This is a genomic window from Mesorhizobium sp. CA7 (genome assembly GCF_020165015.1).
GTDB lineage: Bacteria > Pseudomonadota > Alphaproteobacteria > Rhizobiales > Rhizobiaceae > Mesorhizobium.
Genome location: NZ_JAIUHH010000001.1, coordinates 17,303 through 41,552 on the forward strand (window position 1 = coordinate 17,303; position 24,250 = coordinate 41,552).

At 63.2% G+C, this 24,250-nt stretch carries 23 protein-coding genes and 1 pseudogene; 5 read left to right on the plus strand and 19 right to left on the minus strand.

What is annotated here, in order from left to right:
* Positions 1-14: 14 nt before the first annotated feature.
* The 10 genes from LB552_RS00040 to LB552_RS00085 form a co-directional block, all read right to left on the minus strand.
* Entirely contained in the window at positions 15-1,031 is a 1,017-nt protein-coding gene (locus tag LB552_RS00040; RefSeq protein ID WP_224601148.1) for a Gfo/Idh/MocA family protein, read from the minus strand.
* A complete protein-coding gene (locus LB552_RS00045; protein WP_224601150.1) occupies positions 1,028-1,744 on the minus strand; it encodes an N-acetylmannosamine-6-phosphate 2-epimerase in 717 nt (238 codons plus the stop codon). Before LB552_RS00045 ends, LB552_RS00040 begins: the two co-directional genes overlap by 4 nt.
* A 65-nt stretch (positions 1,745-1,809) precedes the next feature.
* Positions 1,810-2,721 (minus strand): N-acetylmannosamine kinase, encoded by a 912-nt coding sequence (locus LB552_RS00050; protein WP_224601152.1) that lies wholly within the window; start codon positions 2,719-2,721, stop codon positions 1,810-1,812.
* The gene (locus LB552_RS00055; RefSeq protein ID WP_224601154.1) at positions 2,705-3,532 is read right to left on the minus strand and encodes a MurR/RpiR family transcriptional regulator; all 828 of its coding nucleotides are present in this window, start codon (positions 3,530-3,532) and stop codon (positions 2,705-2,707) included. The genes LB552_RS00050 and LB552_RS00055 overlap by 17 nt, the downstream gene beginning before the upstream one ends.
* A gap of 53 nt (positions 3,533-3,585) precedes the next feature.
* Complete coding sequence (gene eis / locus LB552_RS00060) at positions 3,586-4,878, minus strand: enhanced intracellular survival protein Eis (protein WP_224601156.1); 1,293 nt, start codon at positions 4,876-4,878, stop codon at positions 3,586-3,588.
* Positions 4,879-5,350: 472 nt separating this feature from the next.
* Positions 5,351-6,457 carry a class I SAM-dependent methyltransferase gene (locus tag LB552_RS00065; RefSeq protein WP_224601158.1) on the minus strand — a complete coding sequence of 369 codons (1,107 nt, stop codon included), beginning with the start codon at positions 6,455-6,457 and terminating at the stop codon, positions 5,351-5,353.
* Between the two features lie 18 nt (positions 6,458-6,475).
* Positions 6,476-7,054 carry a DUF3726 domain-containing protein gene (locus LB552_RS00070; protein ID WP_224528467.1) on the minus strand — a complete coding sequence of 193 codons (579 nt, stop codon included), beginning with the start codon at positions 7,052-7,054 and terminating at the stop codon, positions 6,476-6,478.
* On the minus strand, positions 7,051-8,706 hold the full coding sequence (locus LB552_RS00075; protein ID WP_224528471.1) for a hypothetical protein: 1,656 nt from the start codon (positions 8,704-8,706) through the stop codon (positions 7,051-7,053). Before LB552_RS00075 ends, LB552_RS00070 begins: the two co-directional genes overlap by 4 nt.
* Complete coding sequence (locus tag LB552_RS00080; RefSeq protein WP_224528475.1) at positions 8,703-9,707, minus strand: Ldh family oxidoreductase; 1,005 nt, start codon at positions 9,705-9,707, stop codon at positions 8,703-8,705. The genes LB552_RS00075 and LB552_RS00080 overlap by 4 nt, the downstream gene beginning before the upstream one ends.
* A gap of 15 nt (positions 9,708-9,722) precedes the next feature.
* The gene (locus LB552_RS00085) at positions 9,723-10,631 is read right to left on the minus strand and encodes a LysR family transcriptional regulator (protein ID WP_224528478.1); all 909 of its coding nucleotides are present in this window, start codon (positions 10,629-10,631) and stop codon (positions 9,723-9,725) included.
* Positions 10,632-10,731: 100 nt separating this feature from the next.
* On the opposite strand from LB552_RS00085, the gene LB552_RS00090 reads away from it, so the two are divergent.
* The 3 genes from LB552_RS00090 to LB552_RS00100 all read left to right on the plus strand — a co-directional run bounded on the left by LB552_RS00090 (position 10,732) and on the right by LB552_RS00100 (position 14,108).
* Entirely contained in the window at positions 10,732-12,180 is a 1,449-nt protein-coding gene (locus tag LB552_RS00090; protein ID WP_224528483.1) for an aldehyde dehydrogenase family protein, read from the plus strand.
* Positions 12,177-13,175, plus strand: a complete 999-nt coding sequence (locus LB552_RS00095; RefSeq protein ID WP_224528488.1) for a membrane dipeptidase — start codon at positions 12,177-12,179, stop codon at positions 13,173-13,175. The genes LB552_RS00090 and LB552_RS00095 overlap by 4 nt, the downstream gene beginning before the upstream one ends.
* Positions 13,176-13,883: 708 nt before the next feature.
* Positions 13,884-14,108, plus strand: coding sequence for a multiprotein-bridging factor 1 family protein (locus LB552_RS00100; protein ID WP_224528491.1), 225 nt, complete (start codon positions 13,884-13,886; stop codon positions 14,106-14,108).
* Positions 14,109-14,187: 79 nt separating this feature from the next.
* Here LB552_RS00100 and LB552_RS00105 read toward each other — a convergent pair whose 3' ends face one another.
* Entirely contained in the window at positions 14,188-14,529 is a 342-nt protein-coding gene (locus LB552_RS00105) for a hypothetical protein (RefSeq protein WP_224528502.1), read from the minus strand.
* Positions 14,530-15,378: 849 nt separating this feature from the next.
* Positions 15,379-15,576 (minus strand): annotated as a pseudogene (locus LB552_RS00110) (EAL domain-containing protein); the annotation flags it as partial.
* 516 nt (positions 15,577-16,092) lie between these two features.
* Here LB552_RS00110 and LB552_RS00115 point away from each other — a divergent pair.
* Together LB552_RS00115 and LB552_RS00120 are read left to right on the plus strand one after the other, a co-directional pair.
* Positions 16,093-16,395 carry a hypothetical protein gene (locus tag LB552_RS00115; RefSeq protein WP_224528505.1) on the plus strand — a complete coding sequence of 101 codons (303 nt, stop codon included), beginning with the start codon at positions 16,093-16,095 and terminating at the stop codon, positions 16,393-16,395.
* Between the two features lie 37 nt (positions 16,396-16,432).
* Complete coding sequence (locus LB552_RS00120; RefSeq protein WP_224528509.1) at positions 16,433-16,687, plus strand: hypothetical protein; 255 nt, start codon at positions 16,433-16,435, stop codon at positions 16,685-16,687.
* 338 nt (positions 16,688-17,025) lie between these two features.
* Here LB552_RS00120 and LB552_RS00125 read toward each other — a convergent pair whose 3' ends face one another.
* The 7 genes from LB552_RS00125 to LB552_RS00155 all read right to left on the minus strand — a co-directional run bounded on the left by LB552_RS00125 (position 17,026) and on the right by LB552_RS00155 (position 24,166).
* Entirely contained in the window at positions 17,026-17,997 is a 972-nt protein-coding gene (locus LB552_RS00125) for an ABC transporter ATP-binding protein (protein ID WP_224528511.1), read from the minus strand.
* Positions 17,994-19,004: an ABC transporter ATP-binding protein gene (locus tag LB552_RS00130; RefSeq protein WP_140541243.1), complete on the minus strand. Its 1,011-nt coding sequence runs from the start codon at positions 19,002-19,004 to the stop codon at positions 17,994-17,996. Before LB552_RS00130 ends, LB552_RS00125 begins: the two co-directional genes overlap by 4 nt.
* Positions 19,004-19,921: a dihydrodipicolinate synthase family protein gene (locus LB552_RS00135; protein WP_224528513.1), complete on the minus strand. Its 918-nt coding sequence runs from the start codon at positions 19,919-19,921 to the stop codon at positions 19,004-19,006. The genes LB552_RS00130 and LB552_RS00135 overlap by 1 nt, the downstream gene beginning before the upstream one ends.
* A gap of 10 nt (positions 19,922-19,931) precedes the next feature.
* The gene (locus LB552_RS00140) at positions 19,932-20,792 is read right to left on the minus strand and encodes an ABC transporter permease (protein ID WP_224528981.1); all 861 of its coding nucleotides are present in this window, start codon (positions 20,790-20,792) and stop codon (positions 19,932-19,934) included.
* Positions 20,793-20,818: 26 nt separating this feature from the next.
* Entirely contained in the window at positions 20,819-21,778 is a 960-nt protein-coding gene (locus LB552_RS00145) for an ABC transporter permease (RefSeq protein ID WP_224528515.1), read from the minus strand.
* Positions 21,779-21,856: 78 nt separating this feature from the next.
* Complete coding sequence (locus LB552_RS00150; RefSeq protein WP_224528517.1) at positions 21,857-23,431, minus strand: ABC transporter substrate-binding protein; 1,575 nt, start codon at positions 23,429-23,431, stop codon at positions 21,857-21,859.
* 21 nt (positions 23,432-23,452) lie between these two features.
* The gene (locus LB552_RS00155) at positions 23,453-24,166 is read right to left on the minus strand and encodes a FadR/GntR family transcriptional regulator (protein ID WP_140542389.1); all 714 of its coding nucleotides are present in this window, start codon (positions 24,164-24,166) and stop codon (positions 23,453-23,455) included.
* Between the last annotated feature and the right edge of the window lie 84 nt (positions 24,167-24,250).

The window sequence follows — 24,250 nt, forward strand, 5'->3', positions numbered from 1 at the left end:
TCGTTCGATTGTGCTCAATCGAGGCGCACGATTTCGCCGCTCTCGGCCGACTGCATCATGGCAAGGGTGAGTTCGAGCGAACGAAGGGCTTCCCGGCCAGTGGCGATCGGCATTTCCGCGCCGTCCAGCCAGTCGATGAGGCCGCCGAGCTGGCGCGCAAGGTCGCCGTCGATGCGGCCGTTGAGCAAAGGCCAATGCTGGGTGTCGATCTCGCGCGACCCCTCATTGCTGGCGAAATAGAGCCCGCTGTCGCCGCACTGGACTTCGAAGGATCCGTCGGTACCGATGAGTTCCATGCGCGCGTCGATCATGTGGCGCGCGCCGGACGGCAGCGACCAGGCGCTCTCGAAATTGACGACAGTTCCACCGGAAAAGCGCACGATCGCCGCGATGCTGTCCTGCGTGCCCGAGGAGCCAAGCAGCTTGTCGGTCTGCTGGGCATAGACAGAGACGGGCCGCTGACCTTCCAGCATCCACAGCACCATGTCGACGTCATGGACGGTGACATGCAGCGCCAGCGGCAGCTTGCCGCCATAGCGCTTCGGGCCTTCGGTGCGGGCGCTGTTGCGCCTAGTATAGATGTGGATCGGCTCGCCGATCTTGCCCGATGTCATCAGCTCCTTGGCGGCGGCATAGCGGGGATCGAAGCGCAGCAGATAGCCGACGCCGAGTTTTACGCCTGCCGCCTCGCAGGCGGCGATGATGGCCCGGGCGTCGTCGACGTTGGACGAGATCGGCTTTTCGACGAAGACGTTGATGCCAGCTTCGGCGACCGCAACCGCCGGCGCCAGATGCAGATTGTCCGGCGTGCAGATCGAGACGAGGTCGAGATCGCGCTCCGAGCCGAGCAACGCCTGATGACTGTCGTAGACTTTGCAGCCCGGCGCTTTAGCGGCTACCGCCTCGGCCAGCGCGCGGTTGGGATCGACGATGGCCGCGAGCTCGGAGCCCACCATGTTGGCAAAGATGCCGGCATGCATAGAGCCCATGAAGCCTGCACCGATGACGGCCACGCGACGGCGCTTGATCATGATGGATTCCTTTTCAGTTGCGGACGGGCGTTCCAGGCGGCGACCTCCTCGGCGAAGCGGCGGGTGATGGCGTCGGGCCGTGTGATCGCGCCGCCGACGACGATAAAGCGGGCGCCGAGCTCGAAGCAGCGAACGGCCTCCTGCGGCGACCATATGCGCCCCTCGGCGACAAAGGGCACGCCGGCGCCGGCGAGTTCCTCCATCAAGGCGAAGGCGGGGCCGTGCTGATCGCTGGAATAGTCCGTGTAGCCGGCCATGGTGGTGCTGACGAGGTCGGCGCCGGCATCCAGCGCGCGCTTGCCCTCGTCGAGCGTGGCGACATCGCCCATCGACAGACGCCCTTTCGCGGCAATGGCTGAGAACATCGCCGTCAGCTCGGCTGGTCGCGGCCGACGAGTGGCGTCGATCGCGACGATGTCGGCCCCGGCTTCGATAACCGCGGCGACGTCGTCGAGCGTCGGCGTGATGTAGACCTCGGTGTCGTCGCGCCTGGCCTTGATCAAGCCGATCAGCGGCACCTCGACCGCGGCGCGAACGGCGGCGATGTTGGCCGCGCCCTCAATGCGCACGCCGGTGGCGCCGCCCAACATGACGGAGCGCGCCATCGCGGCGATGTGTCCGGGAGCGTCGAGCGGCAGGCCAGGCTCGGCCTGGCATGACACAACCAGCGTTCGATCGAGTGTGGCGAGCAAATCGCGCTGCTTGGCCTGCACCGGGGCTTCTCCTGGAAGAGCATTACCGCTCTAACCAAGCCTAGATGAAACTTTTTGTCAAGAAGTTATTTCTGATGAAAATTTCCGTCAGAACTTTTCGATCGTGCCAGCATAGCTGCGCCAAGCAGGCCGGCATCGGCGCCAGTCCGCGCGGCAACGATGGGGCGCCGATAAACGCGCGGCAGATCGAGCGAGCGCACTTGCAGCGCCTCGATGAAGCCGCCGGCGAGGCCGACTCCACCACCGACAGCAAAGCAGTCGATATCGACGGAGGCCGTCAGGTCGGCAAAGGCGTCGACCAGCGCGACGACCGCGCCGGCGATGATTTCCGCGGCAATGCCGCTGCCTTCTTTCGCCGCCGCAAACAGCTGCGGCGTCGTAACCTTGCGGCCAAGGCGCGCGCTGCCTGCCCGCGCCAGCGCCGTACCCGAGGCGACCGTCTCCAGGCAGCCGCGCCTGCCGCAGCCGCAGAGGATTCCGCCGGGCTCGGAGCGTGTGTGCCCGACATGGCCGGCAAGCCCGCTCGCCCCGCTTTGCAGCCGGCCGTCTATCACTAGGCCGCAGCCGATGCCGGTCGAAACAGTGAAAAAGGCGAAGTTGGGAAAACCCGTGCCGGCGCCGAGCGTGAACTCGGCCCAGGCGGCGGCTTGCGCGTCGTTAATGACGAGCGGCGGCATGCCGAAGGCCCGTTCGATCGCCGAAGCCAGCGGGTAGCCGTCCTCGATCGGGAGGGTCTGAGGGTTGAGCGCGGTCAGTGCGCCGTAGCGCACAATGCCTGTGGTGGCTACGGCGACCGCACCGAAGCCGCCGTCCGGCGCCAGCTCGGCGATGGCTGCGATGAGATCGTCGCCTTTGCCGGTGCGCGGCGTCGGTGCCTGCCGCCGGTTGGCGATCCTGTCGCCGCTCACCTCGGCGATGGCTATCTTGGTACCGCCGACATCGATGGCGAGCACCGGCAAATCAGAAGCTGCGGTCACTCACGACCTCCGCCGTGCGGCTGAGCTGGACCAGCCGCTTCGGATCCTGCCTCGTCATCTCGGCGACCAGTGCGTCAACGATGAGCAATTGACTGATCTTCGACGGGAAGGCGCCGCCGGTGAGCGGCGTCTCCGGCCAGGAGGCTATTAAAGCCAGGTTACAGACGGCGATCAGCGGGCTCTTCGAGCGATTGGAGATACCGATGACGAAGGCGCCCTTGGAGCGGGCAAGCTCTGCCACGCGCACGGCGTCGATGGTCGAGCCAGAGCTGGATATCACCACCTGAACAGTTCCGTGCTGCGCGGTTCCCGCTGCCATCATCGCCAGATGCGCGTCGCCCAAGGCGCGGCTGAATTTGCCGATGCGGGTCATCTTGTAGGCGAGATACTGTGCCGTGACGGCGGAGGCGGCGATCCCGAAACACTCGACCACGGAAGCATCGAGGAGCTTTCGCGAAGCGGTAGCCACGTCTTCCCGGACGATCAGTTGCTCGGTCTCGCGCAGCGAGGTGATCGCGGTATCGACCAGCCGCTGGATGTCGTCGGACGGCGAGCCGTTGTCCCGGGCCCGCTCGTCGGTCGCGAGTTCCTTCGCCAGCGCCAGCTTGAAGTCCTGAAAGCCGGAGAAGCCCTGGTCGCGGCAGAAGCGCATGACGCTCGCCTCGGACGATCCCGATGTCTCGGCAAGCTCGGTGATGCTCTGGCGCAAGGTGGTGTCGGGCTGCGCCAGCACCGCCTCGGCGACGCGCGCCAGCGCCGGCGTCATATCGCCCGCCGCTGCTCTCAGCGAGGCTATCAGCGCGTGTGTCATGCGAGACCCCTCAGAAGATTCTCGGTGCGAGCAGGATCCTGGCCGAACCATGCTCAAAAATGCTCAGCCACCCAGGGCGGCGGTCCAGCGAACAGCTGATCACAGCGACGTATGTCAGCCGAGTCGCCTGCAACGAGGCCATACTGCGCCAATTTCGAGGCACTGCGAAAGCCCGTGAAGAGCTGGACGAAGGCCGGCGCATCCATGCGCACGGCCGGGCCACATAAATCAGCCCCCTCGCGCACTTCGGCGGCGCCTTCGCGAATTTCGATTTCGAGCGATATATCGCCGATGCGCAGCGCGAGCTTTGCCTCGTCGACATGGTAGCCGCGCTGGCGCAAGGCCGTCGCTGGATCGAGCACCCGCAACAACCATTCCTCCTGGCGCGCAAGGCGCCAGCCTTTGTCCGGTATCGCCGCCACTAGATCGTCTTGTGGCGCGCCATGCCAGCGAACCGCCGGATAGACCGAGCGGAAGCGGGCAAGAAAGGAAAGCAAGCCTTGTGCCGCCTCGGGCGAAGCGGCGGACCAGTCCCGTACCGTCAGGCAAGTTTTGTCAGCCATGTCGAGTATCAGATAGGCGGCCTCGCCTTCGGCGAGATAGGCGGCGAGCGAATCTGTTGGGGCACGCCGCAACTCGTTCCAATGCGCGGCAGCGCGTGCAAGCAACCCGGATTCGCCAAGTGTCTTTGCGACATAGGCGCCGGCCAGGCGCGAATCGTCGAGTTCGATGCGATCGAAGGCGAGCCGGCTCGCGGAAGGTAGTGCCGCTGTTGCCGCCTCATAGACGATCTCGTGCCCGGCAAGCTCGAAGCCGGCCTTGCGGTAGACCGGCCGCGTTGAGGCAAAGAGAGTGGCGATCGCGGCGCCCTGGCTCCTCGCCTCATCGCAGAGAGCATCCACAAAAGGCACGGCAAGGCCCTCTCCGCGCCGTTCCGGCGCGATCGCCACGTGTACGATGTTGGCCGCGCGCACGGGCTTGCCGTGGAAAATATGCGCAGTCTGCAGCAGACCCGCGCATAGGACCGGACAACCGTCCTCGCCGCGACTGAGCCGCAGCGCCTCGACCCCAATATTGGCGATGTATTCTTGCGACCTCGCCTTGCTGAAACCGAAGGCCCAACTCAGCAGGCGAGCGACGTCGGCGAGATCCTTGGTGGTCGCCATTTCGGTTGCGAAGTTTTTTTTCATGTCCGTTCCGTCTATGACGCTTTTCATCATAGCGAATAATCGCGGGCGCGCAATGGCGGCGATCCAATAGGCAGATTTGCGTGGTCGGCGGAATCTTTGTTGGCCACCTTTCGACACGAAATGGTGGCCAGCGGTAACGGCTTCCAACAGAAACAAGCACTTACCTTTAAAGGCGGGGTAAGTCGCTCACTGTGCTCAGTGCTTGGGTGTCTTCAACTTGCCGGTCCCGAGCTGATCCGAGCCGATATCAGTCTACCGATCCATGGCTTCCAGCAGATAAGCTCCCAGGATGAATGCGGTTTGGGAATCCGGCGGCCTCGAGCAGGACACGTACTGAAAGCGGACTTTGTCAAGCTAATGCTTGACCTACAGAATGGCGCCTTCCGCCGCTAGAAGCTCAGCGGGCGCTTCTCGACGACGCTGTGGTTGAATTGTCGACAACGACGTCAATGGTGTCGCGCACACGGCGCGCTACAAGTTTGATTGTAGATCCGTCCGGTGCCGGCTTTTAGGCCGAAAGCCGACCGGCAGCTTGAGCCCATGAATCTTCAAGAATGGACATTCAGCTGGCCCGGAGGATCGCCATCTGGACGTTTTCAGGAAGCGGCGCGCAAACTCTCGATATCCCTTACGATTTGACGATCTCCGTCACGCAATGGACGTAGTCTATCCGGTGGCCTTCGGGGGCGCGCGCTACGTCGGCTTCATAAGCGCCGTAAAGATCGTCGACGATTGCGGCACGGTCATTGGCGGGACGCGAGGGATCGAGCGCGTTCGCAAAAACGGTTTCCGACCAGGAGCGGAGCGTCGGCACATAGGCCCTGGCAAAATCCTGCGCGTTGCCATGGACCCGGAAGGCCTCGGCATAGGGGCACGGCGTCACCATGGTGAAGATGTTTTCCAGCCTCAGCCCGGCCTGCGACACCGGCGAAACGGGATCGCGAAAGGGTGCTGCGAACTCGTCCGGCGTCTTGTAGAATTGCTGGAACGTCGCGTTGACATATTCCGTCTCGCTGATCCGCCCCGCCGCAAGCAGATCGCGCCAATGGCGCGCGAAGCTGTCGAACATGTCGACCCCTGTCGTATGCCCGAGATAGCGCCCTTCCTCGTCGACGCAGAAATTGGCCAGCGCCAGCCGGCCGCCGGGCCTCAGCTCGCGGGCCCTCGCCAGCAGGATCATCTCCCAATCGCGCAGCCCCTGGGCGCGAAACTGCGCCCGCTCGGCTTCCGTCGCGCCGACCGCCTGGACATGGTCGGCGATCATGCAGGGCCGCTTGCTGATCCAGTGCATCGCCGTGGCGGAAAAGCCGAACGACAGCGAATTGTCCGGCAGGATCTGGCGGTAGAAGCTGGTGCCGCTGCCGAAGATGTAGAGGCCGGGCGTCTCCGCCAGCGGAACCTCGGTGGAGGTTCCCAACAGTCCTTGGCTCAGCCGGAACAGGGTCGAGAAATCATTATGGGGCAGGTCGGTATAGGTGATCGATATCGCCCGATCCGGTTCCCTCTCCCGAACGGCGCCAACCAGCCGCCGCATCATGTCCATCGAGGTGCCGCCGTCGGCCGCGCCGAAATCGGCGACGGCGAATGGCTGGCCATCGGCCAGCCGAGGCATCCCGGCGACTGCCTTGACGACGAGATCGCCGACCTTGTCGATGACGTATTTGGCGCCGACGGTGTTGGCCGAGTAGTAGCCCGCCCCACGCATGGCGATCTTCTGGCCGTCGGCTGCACTCATTTTCTTCTCCCCTTGTTGTTATTCATCGTCCACCCGGCCTCCGCCAGCTCCGCGCATGCGCGATCGCTCGCTTTCCGGCACATAGGTTCTGACAGCGAAGGAATTGAGCGCGGCAAGCGTCCGCTCGTCGATCGCGCCGCGCCGGCCTGTGGCCGGCCGCTCGATTTCGGCGCGATGTTCGATGACGACATCGGCGCGCTTCGCCAGCCCCGCAGGTCGCGCGACGCGCATGGCCGAGCGGCGCAGCATGGCGTCGAGCCAGACCGGCAGACCGACACCAATGATCGCCAGCGGCAGCGCGCTCGCCGGAAGCGGATCGTCGAGCAGCAGGGCCGCGGTTCGGATCGGACAGAGTGGCATTTCGGCAGATTTGTCGGCATTGCCTTTTCGCCAGCGCGCAGCGCGGGCAGGGTCGGGCACCGCGAAGGACTGCGTGTTTTCGGCAAGGCTCAGCATGGCCATGCCCCAATTGTCGTCCTCGACCGCGAGCCGGCGCGCCGCGCGCCCGATATCCTCGGCCAGTCCCCAGGAAAATCCCGCACCCCGCGCCGTCTTGGCGCTGAGCGTCTCCACCTCGTTGAGCGACAGGTCGATCACGCGGCTTCTCCAGCCGATGCGGCGCTGGCGACCTCCTCGATCAGGGGCTCGCCGCTGAACAGCGCGATCCGCAGCCAGCGGTCCGAGCGGGGATCGAAGCTGCGCGCGCCGAAGAACGCCAGCTTGGCGCGCAATATGTCGACGGGCCGCAAATCGGCGCCGATCAGATTATCGTGAATCTCGGCATAGGGGAATTTCGCAACGATCTGGGTGCGCCGCACCGCATGGCGCCATTCGGGCCGGCGCAGCAGGAATTCCGCGACACTGGCCGAGGCCGGCTCCTGCGCCAGCGCGGCCGCCAGACCGAGCGCGTCGCGCGCGGTGGCCAAAGGCTGTTCGAGCTCGGCGCCGTCCTCCTCGAACCGCTCGCCGAGCCGGGGCTCGAGCTTCTCCGCCGATACATACCAGAAGCGCGCATTAGCGGAGGGCTCTGTGAAGTCGATTGCCCCCGCCCATGAATAGCAGTCGAGAAGCGCCTGGCGCAGCGAGCCGCAGTCCATGGCGCCGTCGATGGCATGGCCGGGCGTCTCGTCGGCTTTCATCGTGTCGCCGAGCTCGTCGACCAAGGCGCCATGCGGCTCGAGGACCAGGGAGACGCAAGCCTCCTGCCCTTCCAGGGAGAACTGCTCTTCCGCGAAGCGATAGACCGCATCCCACGGCCGCGGCTTCGCCAGGAGCCGGTCGAGATTTTCGGCCAGCGTGTCGAGATCGGCGGCTAGGGACCGGGTGGCGGCGGCCTGGCGGTCGTCGTCGCTGTGCCAGCGACCAACGCGCTGCGCCAGGTCGGCGAGCGCCTGCGCGAAAATTCTGCGTTCCGCCACGGCGGCCTGCGGTTCGGCGCGCACCCGCGCCAGAGCGGTTTCGCGGGCCAGAAACCAGCTATGCGTCAGCAGCGGGTGGCGCACGAGGAAGGGCGCCATGCCGAGTCCCGTCGCGTTGCCGACCCCGAGCGCCCGGCGCAATTCCGGCGCCAGTCTTGCCGCGCCGGCCGGATTGCGGCGACGGGCGATGTGATCGACCAGATCGAGCGTGAAGGATCGGATCAACCAGACGGTGAGCATCTCGGCCTGGAAAGACCCGGCAAGTTCCGGACGCGCGGCGATCTCGTCGCGGTCGGCGATGCCGAACTTGCCGTTGCCGTAGACTGCCGTGGTGCGTAGCAGATAGCCGACGCCAAGCAGTTGCTCCTCGTCAGGCTGCCGTCCCTGAGCCAGCGTTGAAGCCACGTCTTCGAACAGCCGCACGCTCTTGTTGGCGCGCGCCAGCACCAGCTCGCTTCTGGTGTATCGGCCCGCCTCCTGCAGCGGAGCGTTCGCCTCCAGCCGCGCGATTTCGGCGGCATCCGGCAATCCGTCGTAAAGAACGTAGCTCGTATCCCAAGCCTGCGCGATCACCCGGTCGGACCGCTTCTCGTCGTCAAGCGGCGTCGAGAACGCGACCAGGCTGTAGGTTCTTGCCGGCGTCTCGACGGCATACACCGCGCGTCCAAATCCGTTGTCGTCGAGGTCGAACAGGTGCTTGCGCACACGCCATTTCTCACTGGTGGCACGGCGGATCAATTGGCGCAGGAAACTGAGACGCGTCGGATGCGCCGCGCCAAGCCGCTGCAGTCGCATGACGATTTCCGGCGGGCGCAGCGGAATCGCCGTCATGCGGCGGTCCCGGCCAGCCTTTCAAGCGCGGCGAGCGCTTCGGCCGCCACCTCGATGCCGTCTCTGCTGTTTTGTTCGCGCGCGCCGAAGCGCCTTGTGCCCGGAAGCCTCGTATCGCCGACGAAGGCGCTGGCGATGGTTTCCAGGTTGCCCGAGAACGCCCCGGCCGACGTTGCGTCGGGCGACACCGCCAAAAAGAACTGCCCGGTTCCGGGCGGACCTCCGGCGGTGCCGGAGAAGGGGCTGGCGACAAGCCCGGGGTTCGCCCCCGTCAGGCATGCGGCGAAGATCTCCACCAAGAGCGCCGAGCCGACGCCCTTGTAGCCACCCGCCGGCGCCATCGTGCCCTTCAACGCTTCGCCGGCATCGGTCGTCGTATCGCCGCTTGCGTCGAAGGCCCAGCCGGGTGGGATCGGCTCACCCGCGCGGGCGCGCTTCATGACTTCGCTCTTGGCGACGACACTGGCGCTCTGGTCGATGACGAAGCGCGCCCCGCCCTGCCCGTCCGGGACAGCTAGCGACCAGGGATTGGTGCCGAGGGCCGCCTTGCGGCCGCCCCAGGGTGCGATTGAGGCCGGCGCGTTGGTGAAGCCTAGCCCGACCAGGCCGGCTTGGGCGATCCGCTCGGTGTGATAGCCGAGCGCGCCGCAATTATAGGAGTTGCGGATGGCGAGCGCCGCCACACCTTGCGATCGCGCCGCTTCGATCAGGGCCGGCAGGCCGAGGGCGATGGCCGCATGCGCAAAGCCGTTGGCGGCATCGACGGCGACGACCGCCGGAGTCGGCCGCGTCAGGCGTGGTTCGGCCTGCCCCAGCACCTTGCCGCAGATCAGGTGTTCGCAATAGGTCGATAGATACATGAGCCCATGCGATTTCAGGCCGTCGCGTTCGGCCGCGGCGATGCCGGCGGCCAGCGCCTCGGCCTGCCGCTCGCTTGCGCCGTGCCGCATCAGCGCAGCGCGCGCGAGCGTTTCGATGCGGGCTTGGGTCAGGCGTGTCATCCCCTCACCCACCGATCATGCCGCGGCATAGCCGAACTCCCCTTCGCTCGCCCGCGTCTGCAGGCGGATGCATTCGATGAAGCGCAGCGACGCCGGCTGCAGGTTCCGGCCCTTCTTGGCGATCCAGCCGACGGTGCGGCTCGAACGCGAATCGGCAAGCGGCAGGAAGCGCACGTCGTGGCTCGATTTCCAGCGGCAGAGCCGGGGCAGGATGGTGACGCCGAGCCCGGCCTCCACCATCGCCAGATTGGAGCTCACATTGGTCGCGGTGAGCTTGGAGCCGGCGGCAAGCGCTTCGGTCTCGGCAAGCCCCAGTGCCGCGGCCGCGCCATTGCGGATGAAGCTCTCGCCGTCGAGCTCAGCCCATTTCAACGGGCGCTTCGATCTTGCCAGGGGATGGTCGGCCGGGCAGACGAAATCGAGCGGCTCATGGAACAGCGGCTCGAAACGAAGCTGTGGCCGCCTGATCGCAAGCACGCACAAGCCCACCTCCACCATGCCGTTCTCGACCGCCTCGACGATAGCGCTGGAATCGCTGTCTCGGACATGAATGTCGAACTGGCCGCCCTCGGCGCGGAGCTTGGCGATGGCGCGAGGCAGCAAGGTCACCGCGACCGAAGGCACGCTGGCCACCTCGCAGCGCCCCTGCCGGTCCGCCGCGTAGCTGGTCATTGCCAGACAGGCGCGGTCGTAGTGGGCGATCATCGCGCGCGCCTCGTCGAGCACCACACGGCCGACAGGCGAGAGCGCGCCCTTGCGTTCGCTCTCGAACAGCGGTGCGCCGATATCGTCCTCCAGTTGCTTCAGGGTCATCGACACGGCCGAGGGCGTGCGGCCGATCTGGTCGGCGGCGGCGCGCACGCCGCCGGTCTCATAGACCGCGACGAAGCTGCGCATGCCGGTCAGGCTGATGGTTTTGGTCACTGTTAAGCTTGCCTGAACATTTGTGCCAAAAATTGAGCTTGATTGAAGTTCACCGCATTGGTTAGGTCGTTGTCAACCCAATTGATGCAGGTCGAACAGGATGCTGAGCGGTCAGAACTTCGTTGCAGGCGAGTGGCGCGACGGTGCCGACTGGGTCGAGGATATCAATCCGTCCGACGTGACCGATGTTGTCGGGCGTTTCGCGCAGGCACGGCCGTCCGACATCCATGACGCCGTCGCGGCGGCGCAAGGCGCGCAACGGAAATGGGCGGCGGCCGGGCTGGAAGCGCGAGCCGCCGTTCTGGACGCCATCGGACGCGAGTTGATGGCGCGCTCGAAGGAGCTTGGCGAGTTGCTGTCGCGCGAGGAGGGCAAGACCCTTCCCGAGGGCGTCGGCGAGGTCTATCGCGCCGGCCAGTTCTTCACCTATTTCGCCGCGGAGGCCTTGCGCAATCTGGGTTCCTCGTCCGATTCCGTCAGGGCCGGCGTCGATGTGCTGATCGAGCGCGAGCCGCTTGGGGTCGTCGCGATCATTTCGCCCTGGAATTTCCCCATCGCCACCGCGTCCTGGAAGATCGCGCCGGCGCTAGCCTTCGGCAATGCCGTTATCTGGAAGCCGGCCAGCGTCACGCCGGCCAGCGCCTGGGCGCTCACCGAGATCATCAGCCGGCAGGCGATCCCGAAGGGCCTGTTCAACCTGGTGATGGGTTCAGGATCGACGATCGGCCGTGAGCTTGCCGCCAATGCCGACATACAAGGGCTGAGCTTCACCGGCTCCGGCGCCATCGGCTCCGGCATCGCCGCGCTCGCCGCCGCGCGCTTCGTGAAGCTGCAGCTCGAAATGGGGTCGAAGAATCCATTTGTGATCATGGACGATGCAGACCTCGATCGCGCCGTCGACCTTGCCGTGAACGGCGCCTTCGGCGGCACCGGTCAGAAATGCACGGCCTCGTCCCGCCTGATCGTCCACCGGCCGGTGCATGACGCCTTCGTCGAGAAGCTGCTGGCGAAAACAAAGGCCCTGAGGGTCGGCCATGCGCTCGAGGCCGGCGTCCAGATGGGGCCGGTCGTCAGCGCCGAGCAGCTCTCGGCCAATCTCGATTATGTGACGCTCGGCATCAGCGAGGGCGCCGAGCTAGCGACCGGCGGCGAGGCGCTCGATCTGGCGCATCGCGGCCACTACATGGCGCCCGCAGTGTTCCTCAACGGCCGTTCGCGCATGCGCATCAACCAGAAGGAGATGTTCGCGCCGATCACCTGCGTGATGACCGCCGACGATCTCGACGAGGCGATCTTTCTTGCCAACGATACGCCCTATGGGCTGACGGCCGGCATCGCCACACGCTCGCTGGCGCGCGCCACGAAGTTCCGCCACGCCTCGCGCTCTGGCTGCGTCATGGTCAACCTGGCGACCGCCGGCACCGACTATCACGTGCCGTTCGGCGGCGTCCGCGCCTCGAGCTACGGGCCGCGCGAGCAAGGCCGCGCCGCGGTCGAGTTCTACACCCAGGTCAAAACGTCCTACATCCACGCGGGCGCGCCCGAATGACCAGCGACGCGCCGCAGGTGCTCATCGACGGGTTGCAATACTGCAAGTGGTCGCGCGCAATCTTCGAGGAGATGCGCCGGGGCGGACTGACCGCGGTCCACGCCACTGTCGGCTATCACGAAGGCTTTCGCGAGACGGTGCGCCATCTCGTCGATTGGCGCACTTGGCTTCGCGATAATGAGGACCTGATCCTCCTGGCGCGCGATGCGGGCGACATCGAGGAGGCGCGGGCCTCGAACCGGACGGCGATCCTGCTTGGCCTGCAGAACCCGATGCCGATCGAGGACGACATCGGCCTGATCGAGATGCTTTTCGATCTCGGCATCCGCTTCATGCAGCTCACCTACAACAACCAGTCGCTGCTCGGCTGCGGCTGGATGGAAAAGGAGGACAGCGGCCTGACGCGGATGGGGCGCGAGGTGATCGCCGAGATGAACCGGCTCGGCATGATCATCGATCTGTCCCACGCCGGCGAGCGGACCGCGCTGGAGACGATCGCGCTCTCCGAGCAGCCGGTGGTCGTCAGCCACGCCAATCCACGCTGGCTGCGCGACAGCAACCGCAATGTCTCCAAGGCCCTCTTGCAGGCATTGCGCGCAAAGGAGGGGCTGCTCGGCCTTTCGCTCTACCCGCTGCACCTTCCGAACGGCTCGGACACGACGCTGGAGCAGTTCGGGAAAATGGCTGCGGAAGCGGCCGGGATCATGGGACCTGACCATCTCGGCATCGGCTCGGATCTCTGCCAGGACCAGCCCGACAGCGTGGTGCGCTGGATGCGCGAAGGCCGCTGGACCCGCGAGACACAGGCGGCGGCAAGTTTCCCGCAGCAGCCATCCTGGTTCAGATCGAGCCTCGATTTCCCGAAGTTGGCGCAAGGCCTTTCCTCGGCGGGGTTCGGTGCGGCCGAAACCGCGCTTGTTCTTGGCGGCGCCTGGCATCGCTTCCTCGAGGCCAGTCTGCCTTCGACCCGAGATTCGCCAGCCACCAGTAGGTAGATTTGCCCCGCATGATGGCGCTGTGGCCTTGAAGATGAAACCGCTTTCAGGTGTCACCGGACGCCGCCATCCTTTCGCAGGCGAAGTCTGCTTTTAAGAAGCGGCAAAAGTCACCTCGATGATCGAGATGGGTCGCAAAACTGCCGTTCGCGTCGCAGGTAGCTTGCGTGTCAGACTCTCCCGGTCCTACCGGTCTTCGCAGCACCAAGACAGACCCATCACGCCCGACGCTGTAGAAAACATCGTACGCTCTCCGAGTGGGGGAAAGGCGGTAGTGCTCTCCCGACTCGAACCCCTGATCACGTTCGTAATGTATGAGGCACTTTGGGCGCCATCCAGTGGCGCATCGGGGCGCAGCGTGGGGCCGGCAAACTCGCTATCGTACTGATGGCCGACCGGGCCCAACATGTGCGGCGGCTTCGGAACCTTGCGATCAGAAAAAGCGCTGTGGGATCGCGTGCGCCGCCGAAGGGTTTGGCAAAGCAAAGGCGGAGTGGCTGGCCCGGTCTGGTCGGCAACGCCGTAATGGTTTGGAACCGGCGGTTCGCCGCGGAGTTAGCTTGTACCCGTCAAGGGTGATTTCACCCAACCGGAAGAACTCCGATGGCAACAAGCAAGAAAGCCGCTGCCGCTGATAAGGGTCTCGCGGACCTTCGGCAAGTTGGCACGGTCAGTCGGGACATAAGCCGCTAGACATGGACAGCTGAGATGGTGGCCGAGCTGACTCCAGAGCAGTCGAAGGCCGCGCGAGCCCTGCTTAACTGGTCACAAGTCCGTCTGAGTGCCAAGTGCAATCTGAGTGAGGGCACCATACGCGATTTTGAGAATGGTATTAGGACGCCGCGCCCGTTGAAGGTCGCAGCCATCCGTCAAGCATTCGAATCGGCGGGCGTGGTATTCGTCTCAGGCGCGAGTCCTATCCTGAGTAAATGACTTCCATGGAAATCCGCGCATTAAAAAACCCGCCGGCCGGAAGTAGCGGGCTTATCCAGTTCGCCTGAGCTTCGATAGATCAGGGCGGAGGCGGCGGCACAGGTGGGACCGCGACGATTGCGGAAAGCTTCGCCTTGCGACCCAGCGTCGGCTGCTCGTAAGTCTTCTTCATGAGAATTCCCCCGGTTTCGATTGATCCCTCAAACACGATGACACTGTCCCGTGCCTTCTCTGGTTGCCAAGCTGCGAGAAACAAAGTTGCACCGGATGGTTTGGGCCTGTCGACCAAGGGCAGAGCATCATCACGACCTATTATTTCGACGTCGACAACAGCTAATTCATCTCCGACGTAGATGGTGTCAATCTCCCGCGGCAAGGAAGGAGCCGTGCGGGCTGCCGGCGAGATGATAAACGAGAGCAAACATTCTTTCTGGAAGTATACGAAGCCTCGGATCATGAAAGTGACGGACGATGAAAATCATCTCCTGTTCACGCTTCAGGTCGCGGCGAAAGTCCCATCAGGGAATGCGCTCTACATACCGCAAACGGAGGCTGTGCACGGCTAGGCCGCCGTCCGACAAAAAGCCCGCCGGCCAGAGCCAGCGGGCAGTACTGGAGTAGCCTGGGGCGCGAAGTGGCAACGTGCGCGGCAGGCTACTCGGGAACAGCGCAAAAGCCCGAGTTGTTCCCCCGACACCTGTGTCTTGCCCGTCAGTCGTAATACGCGTCGGACAGACGTCTTATCCGCCAACTCATAAGTCCCGACGACGCAACATATTCCGTAGATCTTCATTTGGGAGTGCTGGCGAGCATAGTCCCTTCATCGCCAGTTCATGGATGCCCACCATTACCTGCGACGATGGTGGGCATCCATCAGCCTAAAGGTGCCGGATTGCCGATTCCCCAAGAGCTTAACGACGAATATCTCACCTTTGAGTGCCCACGGTGCGAACGCCCCATCGTTCGAAAAGGCACGTGGTTTAAAACCATATCCTCATTCAAATGCCCGTCCTGCAACGCGGCGCTGAGGCTTGGATACCCCGAAAAGCTGCACCTGTTCGAGAAGCACAAGCGTCTGACCGGGGGACCTCACGAACCGGCGAACCCGCCTGCCTGAACCAAGCCGTGGCTAGCCGTACGACCTGTATGGATCGCATCGCACGCCAATCTTGCTCCATTGATCGATTATCAAGCTCTCAAATGGGCTGCTTCTTCGAATAGGGCAAAGACCTTAGACTGAGGTAGGGGCGACCGAACAGCCAACCCTGTCGGTACAGCCATTCTCCCTGATCAACTGATACTGTTCCTCAGTTTCGACGCCCTCGGCTGTCGTGGTCATGCCGAGAGTGGCCCCAAGTTCGGCGACGGCCTTGACGATCGCCCGGCTTTCGCTGCTTTCACAAATCAGGCTGACAAAGCTACGATCGATCTTGATGCGGTCGAAAGGGAAAGAGCGCAGATAGGTTAGGCCGAAGCCTATTGTTCGCCTGAAGGCATTCATCCGCGATCCCCTACCAATCGGCAGAGGTTAGTGTTGTCCGGCTTAGGAACCGCTAATGATCCACCGAGATGGATTTCTAATCTAACAAAAATAGGACCTTTACTCGCCGCAGTCACTGGGTGCGAACGGCCGGTAACGGCTGCAAATAGCAGCGCTTATCTTTAAAGGCGGGCTAACTCCCTCCGCCCGCTCGCCGCACTGTCGGAGGCTATCGAACGAAACCGACCGCCGGCTCTAACTATTGATTTCCTGCCCGACAGCTCAATTGGCACCACCGCAGGCGTGAATGATCCGTGTCATGCCACCACCAAGTTTTGGCGCATGCTCCTTCGGCATTTGCGGCAGCGAACCTTCCGCACGAGGGCAGACACAATCCAGAAACATTCAGGAAAAACTGCAGAAATCATTCAAGCGTATCATGCTCTGGAGGGATCAGTTCATCGGCTGCAGCAGTGCTGCACTTGCTCGGGTTTGCGACAAGCGATGCACAGAATCTCGATCAACTTGATGGGTGCGTTGCTCAGCTTGTCGCTCGCTACGGCAGCGACCGGACCCTCCACCTCAAAGGCGGCGCCGCTCACCCGGACCGAGCGTTGCACCATTCTCAGCCGTCAAGTCGACGAAGCCCTCAAAACGCATGCCGCGGCAACGCAGGTCACCGCGGCGAAAGCTCTTCAGAGAAAGGGAAACCGGTACTGCGCCAAGAAGAAGGAGGCGCAGGGAATCCGGATGCTCGCGAAAGCTTTGAAGCTGCTTGGAGTAACACCCATCGATCCTGATGGGTGACGCTCAACCCCCGACTTGCCAAACAAGGAATAGACACATGAAAAAGTCTCTTCTGTCTGCCGTCGGTCTTGCATTCGCGCTCGCCGTCTCGATGCCAGTTCTCAGCCCTAACGACGCCGCCGCGGCTACGAAGCCAGCGCCAGCAGCGACGGCCGCAACTGGCTCTGCACCCGCTTCGGATGCTATGACCATGAAGAAGGCTAAGAAGCACGTAACGAAGGCCTGCAAGGCGACCAAGAAGCACAAATGCCCGGTGAAGCACAGGAGGAGCGCCGCGAAGAAGGCCTATTAAGGTGTGAAGTATTGCAAAGAAGGCCGTCCACCTCCGCATATACCGGGATGGCCTTTTTTGCTCCCGCCTGCGACTGAGTGGGCGCAACGACCGGCTCTTCGTGCCGGCCCGCTCTTTTCGTCATGGACAGCAGCAGGCTCGTTACGCGCCCTTTGCGGCGTCCTCGATCAACCTGACCACGAAGTTGCGGCATCTCTGGCCCGGACTTATCCCCTATATTTCCAACCTCCTCCGCCCCATTGCGGGTACAGAAACGGACACCTCCCCGCTCAACTGCGCGCTGACTGTGAATGTCCCAAAAACGTATCAGAACTACTCCAATTTTTAGGCTGCCATGTTCAGCCTATGTCGTCGCGAATGCATGCCTTCATACGTCCAGGAGCTATCTCCCGTAGCCGTGGCACGGCGCCGGCACAGGCAGCCATCGCTGCGGGACAGCGCGTTCTGAAAACACATCCCGACGGCGGATTGGCGGGACTTGGGATGTCGCCTTTCAGTATCTGCCGTTGCTTCCTGGCGAACGCATCTGGCGATGGGACGGCCGACAGCAATGCCCGTGTGTAGGGATGCCCAGGCCGGACATAGAGATCGGTCGCGGGCGCGACTTCCATGATGCGTCCGAGATAGAGAACGATGACCGTGTCGCAGATATATTCGACAACGGCGAGGTCATGCGAAATGAACAGCATGGTGAGGCCAAGCCGGACCTGGAGATCGCGAAGAAGATTGATCACCTGGGCCTGAATAGACACGTCGAGTGCCGAGACCGGTTCGTCCGCGACGATAAACTCGGGCTCCAGCATAAGGGCTCGCGCGATGCCGATGCGCTGGCGCTGGCCGCCCGAGAATTCATGCGCGTATCGGTCATAGGCATCGACCGGCAGTTCGACGGTGGCGAGCGCCTTTTCGGCGCGGGCGCGGCGCTCGGGCCGACTACCGATGCCCTGGATATCCAGGCCCTCGGTGAGGATCTGGCCGATAGTCATGCGCGGCGACAGGCTGGCGAAGGGATCCTGGAAGATATACTGCATGTTGCGCCGTTGACGTCGAAGCTCCCTTGCCCCGAGCTTGACGATGTCCTTGCCGTCGAAGCGTATCTCGCCTGAGGTCGGCTCGATCAGCCGCAACACGGAACGGCCAATTGTCGTCTTGCCGGAACCGGATTCGCCGACCAGCCCGACCACCTGACCACGTGGAATGTCGAATGAAATATCCTGCAGTGCCTTGACCACAGGTCCGCGCGAGAACGCTGTCGGCGGGAAATGCTTGGTCAGGTTGCGAACGGACAGATAAGGAGCCGGCGCGCTCATAGCTCCTCCCAGCGGATGCAGCGGCTCGTTTGTGTCGGCGATACCTGCAACAGCGGCGGCACGGCGGCGCGGCAGGAGTCGATCGCCATCGGGCACCTTGGAGCAAAAGAACAGCCTCCGGGCAGCATGGCCAGCGAGGGGACATTGCCGGCAATCGTCGGCAGCGGTGTGCCGGCCGCCTTCAGCACCGTTGCTTGGCCAAGTCGCGGTGCCGATCGCATCAGGCCTGTCGTGTAAGGATGGCGCGGCCGGGCAAAGACTTCGCCAACCGGGCCGGTCTCGACGATGCGGCCGGCATACATGACGGCCACGCGGTCGGCGATTTCCGCAACAACGCCAAGATTGTGGGTGACGAAGAGGATGCCCATGCCGCGTTCCGCCTGAAGAGTGGCAAGCAGATCGAGGATCTGCGCCTGGATCGTCACGTCAAGCGCCGTCGTCGGTTCGTCGGCAATCAGCAATGTCGGGTTGCATGCGAGCGCCATGGCAATGGTGGCCCGCTGACGCATGCCGCCCGAGAGTTCGTGCGGGTATTGTTTCGCGCGCCGCGCGGGGTCCGGGATGCCGACCTGCATCAGCAAGCGCACCGCTTCGGCTGCCGCCTCGCGATGCGATTTGCCAAGATGGATGCGCATCGGCTCGGCGATCTGCTCGCCGATAGTGTAAACCGGGTTCAGGCTGGTCATCGGCTCCTGAAACACCATGCCGATATCGTTGCCGCGCACGCGGCGCAGTTGCTCCGCGTCCAGCCCGGTCAGCTCGGTGACGGAACCGTCGCGTCGTCTGATCGAGATATGGCCGTGAGCGATATGGCCGATCTTCGGCGCCAGGAGCCCCATGATGGAGAGGCTGGTGACTGACTTGCCCGAACCGGACTCGCCGACCAGCGCCACGGTCTCGCCGGAGCCGATCTCGAGATCAACGTCCTGTACGGCCGCAATGTCGCGCCCCGCAATGCGAAACACGGCACGCAATCCGGCAATCTGGAGGATCGGCGCTTCCATGATCAGCCAAGCAGGCCGACGTCGCGCAGGATCGCGTCGACCTTGGCGGTTTCCTCGGCATTGAGATCGCGCTGCGGGCGGGCCATCCTGTTGGTGGCGATGATGCCGAGGCTGCGCATGGCGGTCTTGAAGGAGCCGACGCCGGCTGAACCGGCACTGGTGCGCCCGAGCGCGATCCAGACGATCTCGAACAGCTTCAGCAGGCGTTCCTGCTCGACGCGGGCCTCGGCATGCTTGCCGGCCTGCATCAGGTTCCACATCTTGACGTAGCCGTGCGGGTCGACATTGGCGATGCCCGGCACAACACCATGCGCACCCATGGCGAGAGCAGTATCGACCATGATCTCGGAGCCGGTCATGCCGAAGAAGCCGGCATCGCCGGCCATGTCTTTCAGTACATAACGCAGATTGCCATCGTCGCCGCTGGAATCTTTCAGGCCGGCCACGGTGCCTTCCTTGGCAAGCGTCACCGTCGTCTTGCGATCGAGCTTGATATGGACGCAGACCGGGATGTCATAGGCAATGATCGGGATGTCGATCGCATCCTTGATGTAGCGGAAATGATCGATGATCTCCGGCTGGCTGGTGCGCGTGTAAAAGGGCGCGGTGACCACGATTGCATCGGCCCCGGCCGATCTGGCGATCTTCGAATGGTTGATGACACGGTCGGTGGTCGGATCGATGACGCCGGCGAAGATCGGAACGCGGCCGTTGTTGACCTTCACTGCGTGCTCGATGATCGCCTTGCGCCCGGCTTGGTCGTGGAAAACCACCTCGCTGGTCGAGCCAAGCACGAACAGTCCGTGGACGCCGCCGTCGAGCAGGTTCTCCAGCGTCCGGGTGAACGACGGAAAGTCGATGCTGTAGTCGTTGTTGAGGGGGGTAACGACTGGCGGCACGACGCCGGTAAAAAGTGGCATTTTAAAACCTTCAGTTGAGATCGGATCGGGGATCGAAAGCGTCACGCAGCCCATCGCCAATGAAATTGATGGCGAGGACCGTGAGTACGAGGGCGGCACCGGGGAACATCCACTGCCAGGGGTATTGTTCGAGGACGACGGTGGAGCGGGCAAGATTGAGCATATTGCCCCAGCTCGCTTCGGGTGGTGCGATGCCGAGGCCGAGGAAAGAGAGGCCAGCTTCCAACAGGATCGCGTTGGCGATCTGCAAAGTTGCGTAGACGACGAGGATGTCCATGCAATTGGGCAGGCCGTGGCGAAACAGGAGATGCGGCAGCCCTGCCCCCATGCCGCGCGCGGCAACGACGAAATCGCGCTCGCGCAGTTCGAGGAGGCGGGCCCTGACCATGCGCGACAGAACCGGCCACGATAGCAGCGAGATGACGAGGATTGTCGGCGCGATGCCGGTGCCGGCGATCGAGGCAAGAACCAGCAAGAAGATGACTGGCGGCAAGGTCATGGCGAGATCGACGAAGCGCATCGCGGTTGCATCGATGATGCGGCCGCCGAAGCTCGCGATAGCACCGATGAGGAAGCCAATAACGGTGGAGATCGCGACCGAGCAGACGGCAACCAGCAGCGAGATGCGACCACCCTGCAGAAGTCGCGCGAAAACATCCCGCCCGACGCCGTCGCTGCCGAGCCAATGGGTGGCGGACGGTCCCTTGTTCATGGCCTTCAGGTCGATGGCGTTAGGAGCGTATGGCCACCACCAGTGGTAGGTCATGACCGCTATCAGTACGGGGATCACGATGACCAGACCGGCCCGCGCGGCGCGGTTCTCGATGAAGCGGCCGAGTGCGCGGCGCAATGGACCCTTGATGCGCTGCATGGGTGGTTCGATCTCGGCAATCGTCATCACCCCACCTGGATGCGCGGGTCGACAAAGGCGTAGACAACATCGGTGAGAATGTTGACCAGAATGACGCAGACACCGATCACCAGCGTGGCACCCATGATGACGGGATAGTCACGCGTGCCGACGGCATTGACCAGCAGCAAGCCCATGCCTGGCCAGTTGAAGACGCTCTCCAGGAAGATCGCGCCGCCGATCGCGATGCCAATGGTCGACCCGATCAGCGTGATGACCGGCAAGAGCGCGTTGCGGGTGGCGTGCTTGATGATCACCCAGAACTCTCGCACGCCTTTGGCCCGGGCGGTTCGGACATAATCCTGGTTGAGCACTTCGAGCAGCGAAGCGCGCATATAACGCATGATCAGCGCCGCGTGGCCGATCGACAGCAGGCATGCCGGCAGAATTAGGTGGGCAAGCACATCGGAGATCGAGAATGGCGCGCCCGCGGTCTGCATGCCGCCTGACGGCGCCCAGCGCAGCAGAACCGAGAAAAAATAGAGGCCAAGCAGAGCGGTCAGGAAGGCCGGACTCGATATGCCGATGAACGACAGCACCGACATCGCAATGTCGGGCCAGGCGTTGCGGCGCACGGCGCTGTAGATACCGCTCGCGATACCGACGATGATGGCGATCGCCAGCCCCGTGCCCATCAGGAGAGCCGTGGGTCCGATGCGCTCCATCACCAGCGGCAACACCCGCACGCCGTTGCGCTGGGTCGAATAGCCGAAATCACCCGACAGAGCCGCACGCACCCAGCCGAAATACTGAAGCGGCAGCGGCCGATCGAGACCGAGGCGATCGCGCAGGGTCTCGAGATCGGAAGCCGACATCGGCACGGAAGGATTGATATATGCGTCGATCGGATCGCCAGGCGACAGGCGCAACAAGATGAAGATGAGGAGGCTCAAGGCAACCAGCATCAACAGTCCTGTGGCGCAGCGGCGGGCTATGAAGCTCAGCATTGGCTTTCCGCAAGTGGATGGTGTGGGCCGAATCCCAGAGGAAACCGGCCCTTGTGGCGGGCCGGGAGACCCGCCTGCTCACTGAATGTCCCAGGCCTCGGGATGAGCGGCGTAAGGACCGCCAGCGGGTGCAGGCGTCCAGACGAAATCCTTCAGCTTATTGGAGGCAACGCCGTAGCGATTGGCCACCCACAGCGTTGCCCACGGAAGGTCCTTGTTCATCACCTTGCAAACATCCCGCCAAGCGGCATCGAGCTTGGATGCATCGGTTTCTCCGAGCGCCTTGTCCAAAGCCGCGCTCAGATCGTCGAACTTGATGCGCATGGTGTTGAAGCCGGCGGGCGGAATCTGCGACTTGTTCAGGCCCGGATTGATGCCAGCCGGGTTCGGGCCATTCTGCAGGCCGGCATAGACCATGGGAAATGCGTTCCAGTCCGGCGTGCCTCCCTTGTAGACGATGCCATTGTAGGTCGGCGTATCGACGACACGCGGCACGACGTTAATGCCGACCTGCGACAGCATGGACTGGATGGCTGCCATGACATTGGCAGCCTGCGGAGAGCCGTAATAGGTCAGCAACGTGATGGGCTTGTCGCCGTTGATCTTGTCCCAGCCCGCCTCTGCCAACAGCGCTTTGGCCTTGGCCGGATCGTAGGCGTAGGTTTCCAGCCCTTCGGGGACCAGTTGCGGCGCCACAAAGCCGCAGTTGGCTGGTTTGGCTGCGCCGCCATAGAGGCTCTCTATGATCGCGTTACGGTCGATGGCGTACATGATCGCCTGACGAACCTTGAGATCCTTGAACAGGTCGACCTGCTGGTTGAGACCGATATAGTTGACCACGTAGGAGCCGCCTTCGATCACCTTGAAGTTGGAATCGGTCTTGAACGACGCCGCGTCGTCAGGCTCGACATAGGTGAATTGGATCTCACCAGCACGCAGCGCCGCGACCGCCGCGGCCGGGCTCTCGAAATAGCGGTTAATCAGCACGTCGACTTTCGGCTTGCCGCCACGATAATCGTCATCCGCGGCCAGTTCGACATATTGGTCGGTGACGTATTTCTTGAACTTGAACGGACCTGTGCCGACCGGATTGGTCGACCACCAGGTGCTGGTTGCCAGCGACTCCGGCGGCATTCCGGCAAGAGCATGTTCCGGCAGGATCAGCACCTGCGAAAGAATGGACAGGAAGGAGGCGTTCGGCTTCGACAGCTTGATGATTACGGTGCTGTCGTCGGGCGCCTCGACCGAAGCGATATCGCCGAGGCGTGCCGCGAACAGGCTGCCGGAAGCTTTGTTCTTGGCAAGGTCGATGGTGAATTTCACGTCCTTCGACGTGAACGGCTTGCCGTCGTGCCAGCTCTCCTTGACCAGGTTGAACGTATAGGTCAGCTGGTCGGCGCTCACCGTGTAGTTCTTGGCCAGGTCGCCTTCGAGTTGGGTCAGCCCTGCATTCCAGATGACCAGCGGTTCAAAATAGGTGCTGAGCCACGTGAAGCCGCCAGTCGCGACTAGCGGGTTGAAGTTCTTGGGGAAGCCGCCGGGACCGACGTCGAAACCACCCGCAATGGTCTTTGGACTTTGCGCCTGCACGATGGTCGGCAGGCCGGTGCCGAACAGCAGCGCGGCAGCGATGGCTATCGTCTTGATGCGCATGGTTTCCTCCCTTGGCATTTTTCAGGTTGTGCGGTTTTTGGCGATAACTTGCTGGATGCCTCTGTAGTGATCGTCGAGCCGGCTACGTGCCCGGTCGACATCCTTGGCGGCGACCGCCTCGACGATTTCATGATGATCGCGCCAGGTGGCGAGCGGCGTCGGATTGTCGAGATTGGTGAAATCCGAGGCCTTGTTGAACGCCACCCAAAAGATATCGATCAATGCGCTGAGCATGTGGTTGTTCTGGCAGCGGAACAGCATCTGATGGAATTGCTGGTCCTCTTCGGCAAAGCTCTCGCTGCGCTCCGCGCGCTGGCGCATGCTTTCGGTCAACCGGCGAAGCTCGTCGATGTCTTCGGCGCTGATCATCTCGATGGTCTTGGAGATCAGCCCGGTCTCGAGCACACGGCGAATCTCGCGCAGTTCCTCGACATCGCGCAGCGAGTCCTGCAGGCCATAAGCCAGATTGTCGAGTAGTGGCTTGAAGGAGAATTCCTTGACGAACACGCCGATGCCACGACGCGTCTCCAGGATGCCGATCGATTCCAGCGCCTTGATCGCTTCGCGGACCGAATTGCGGCCAACGCCGAGCCGCTGCGCCAGGAAGGTCTCCGGGGGCAACGGGTCGCCTGCCTTGAGCCTGTTCGCCTCGATATAATTCCGCAGGCTCTCCTGGACGGTCACATGCAAAAGCGGTGGTCGGCTAAGCGGTTCGATCGACTTCAATACCGGCATCTTGTTTCCTGTTTCCACTGCTGTCCGACGCCGATAACCACTTCGCTTGAGAGGCTGACGACTTGTCCTATAACGACTTGTAGG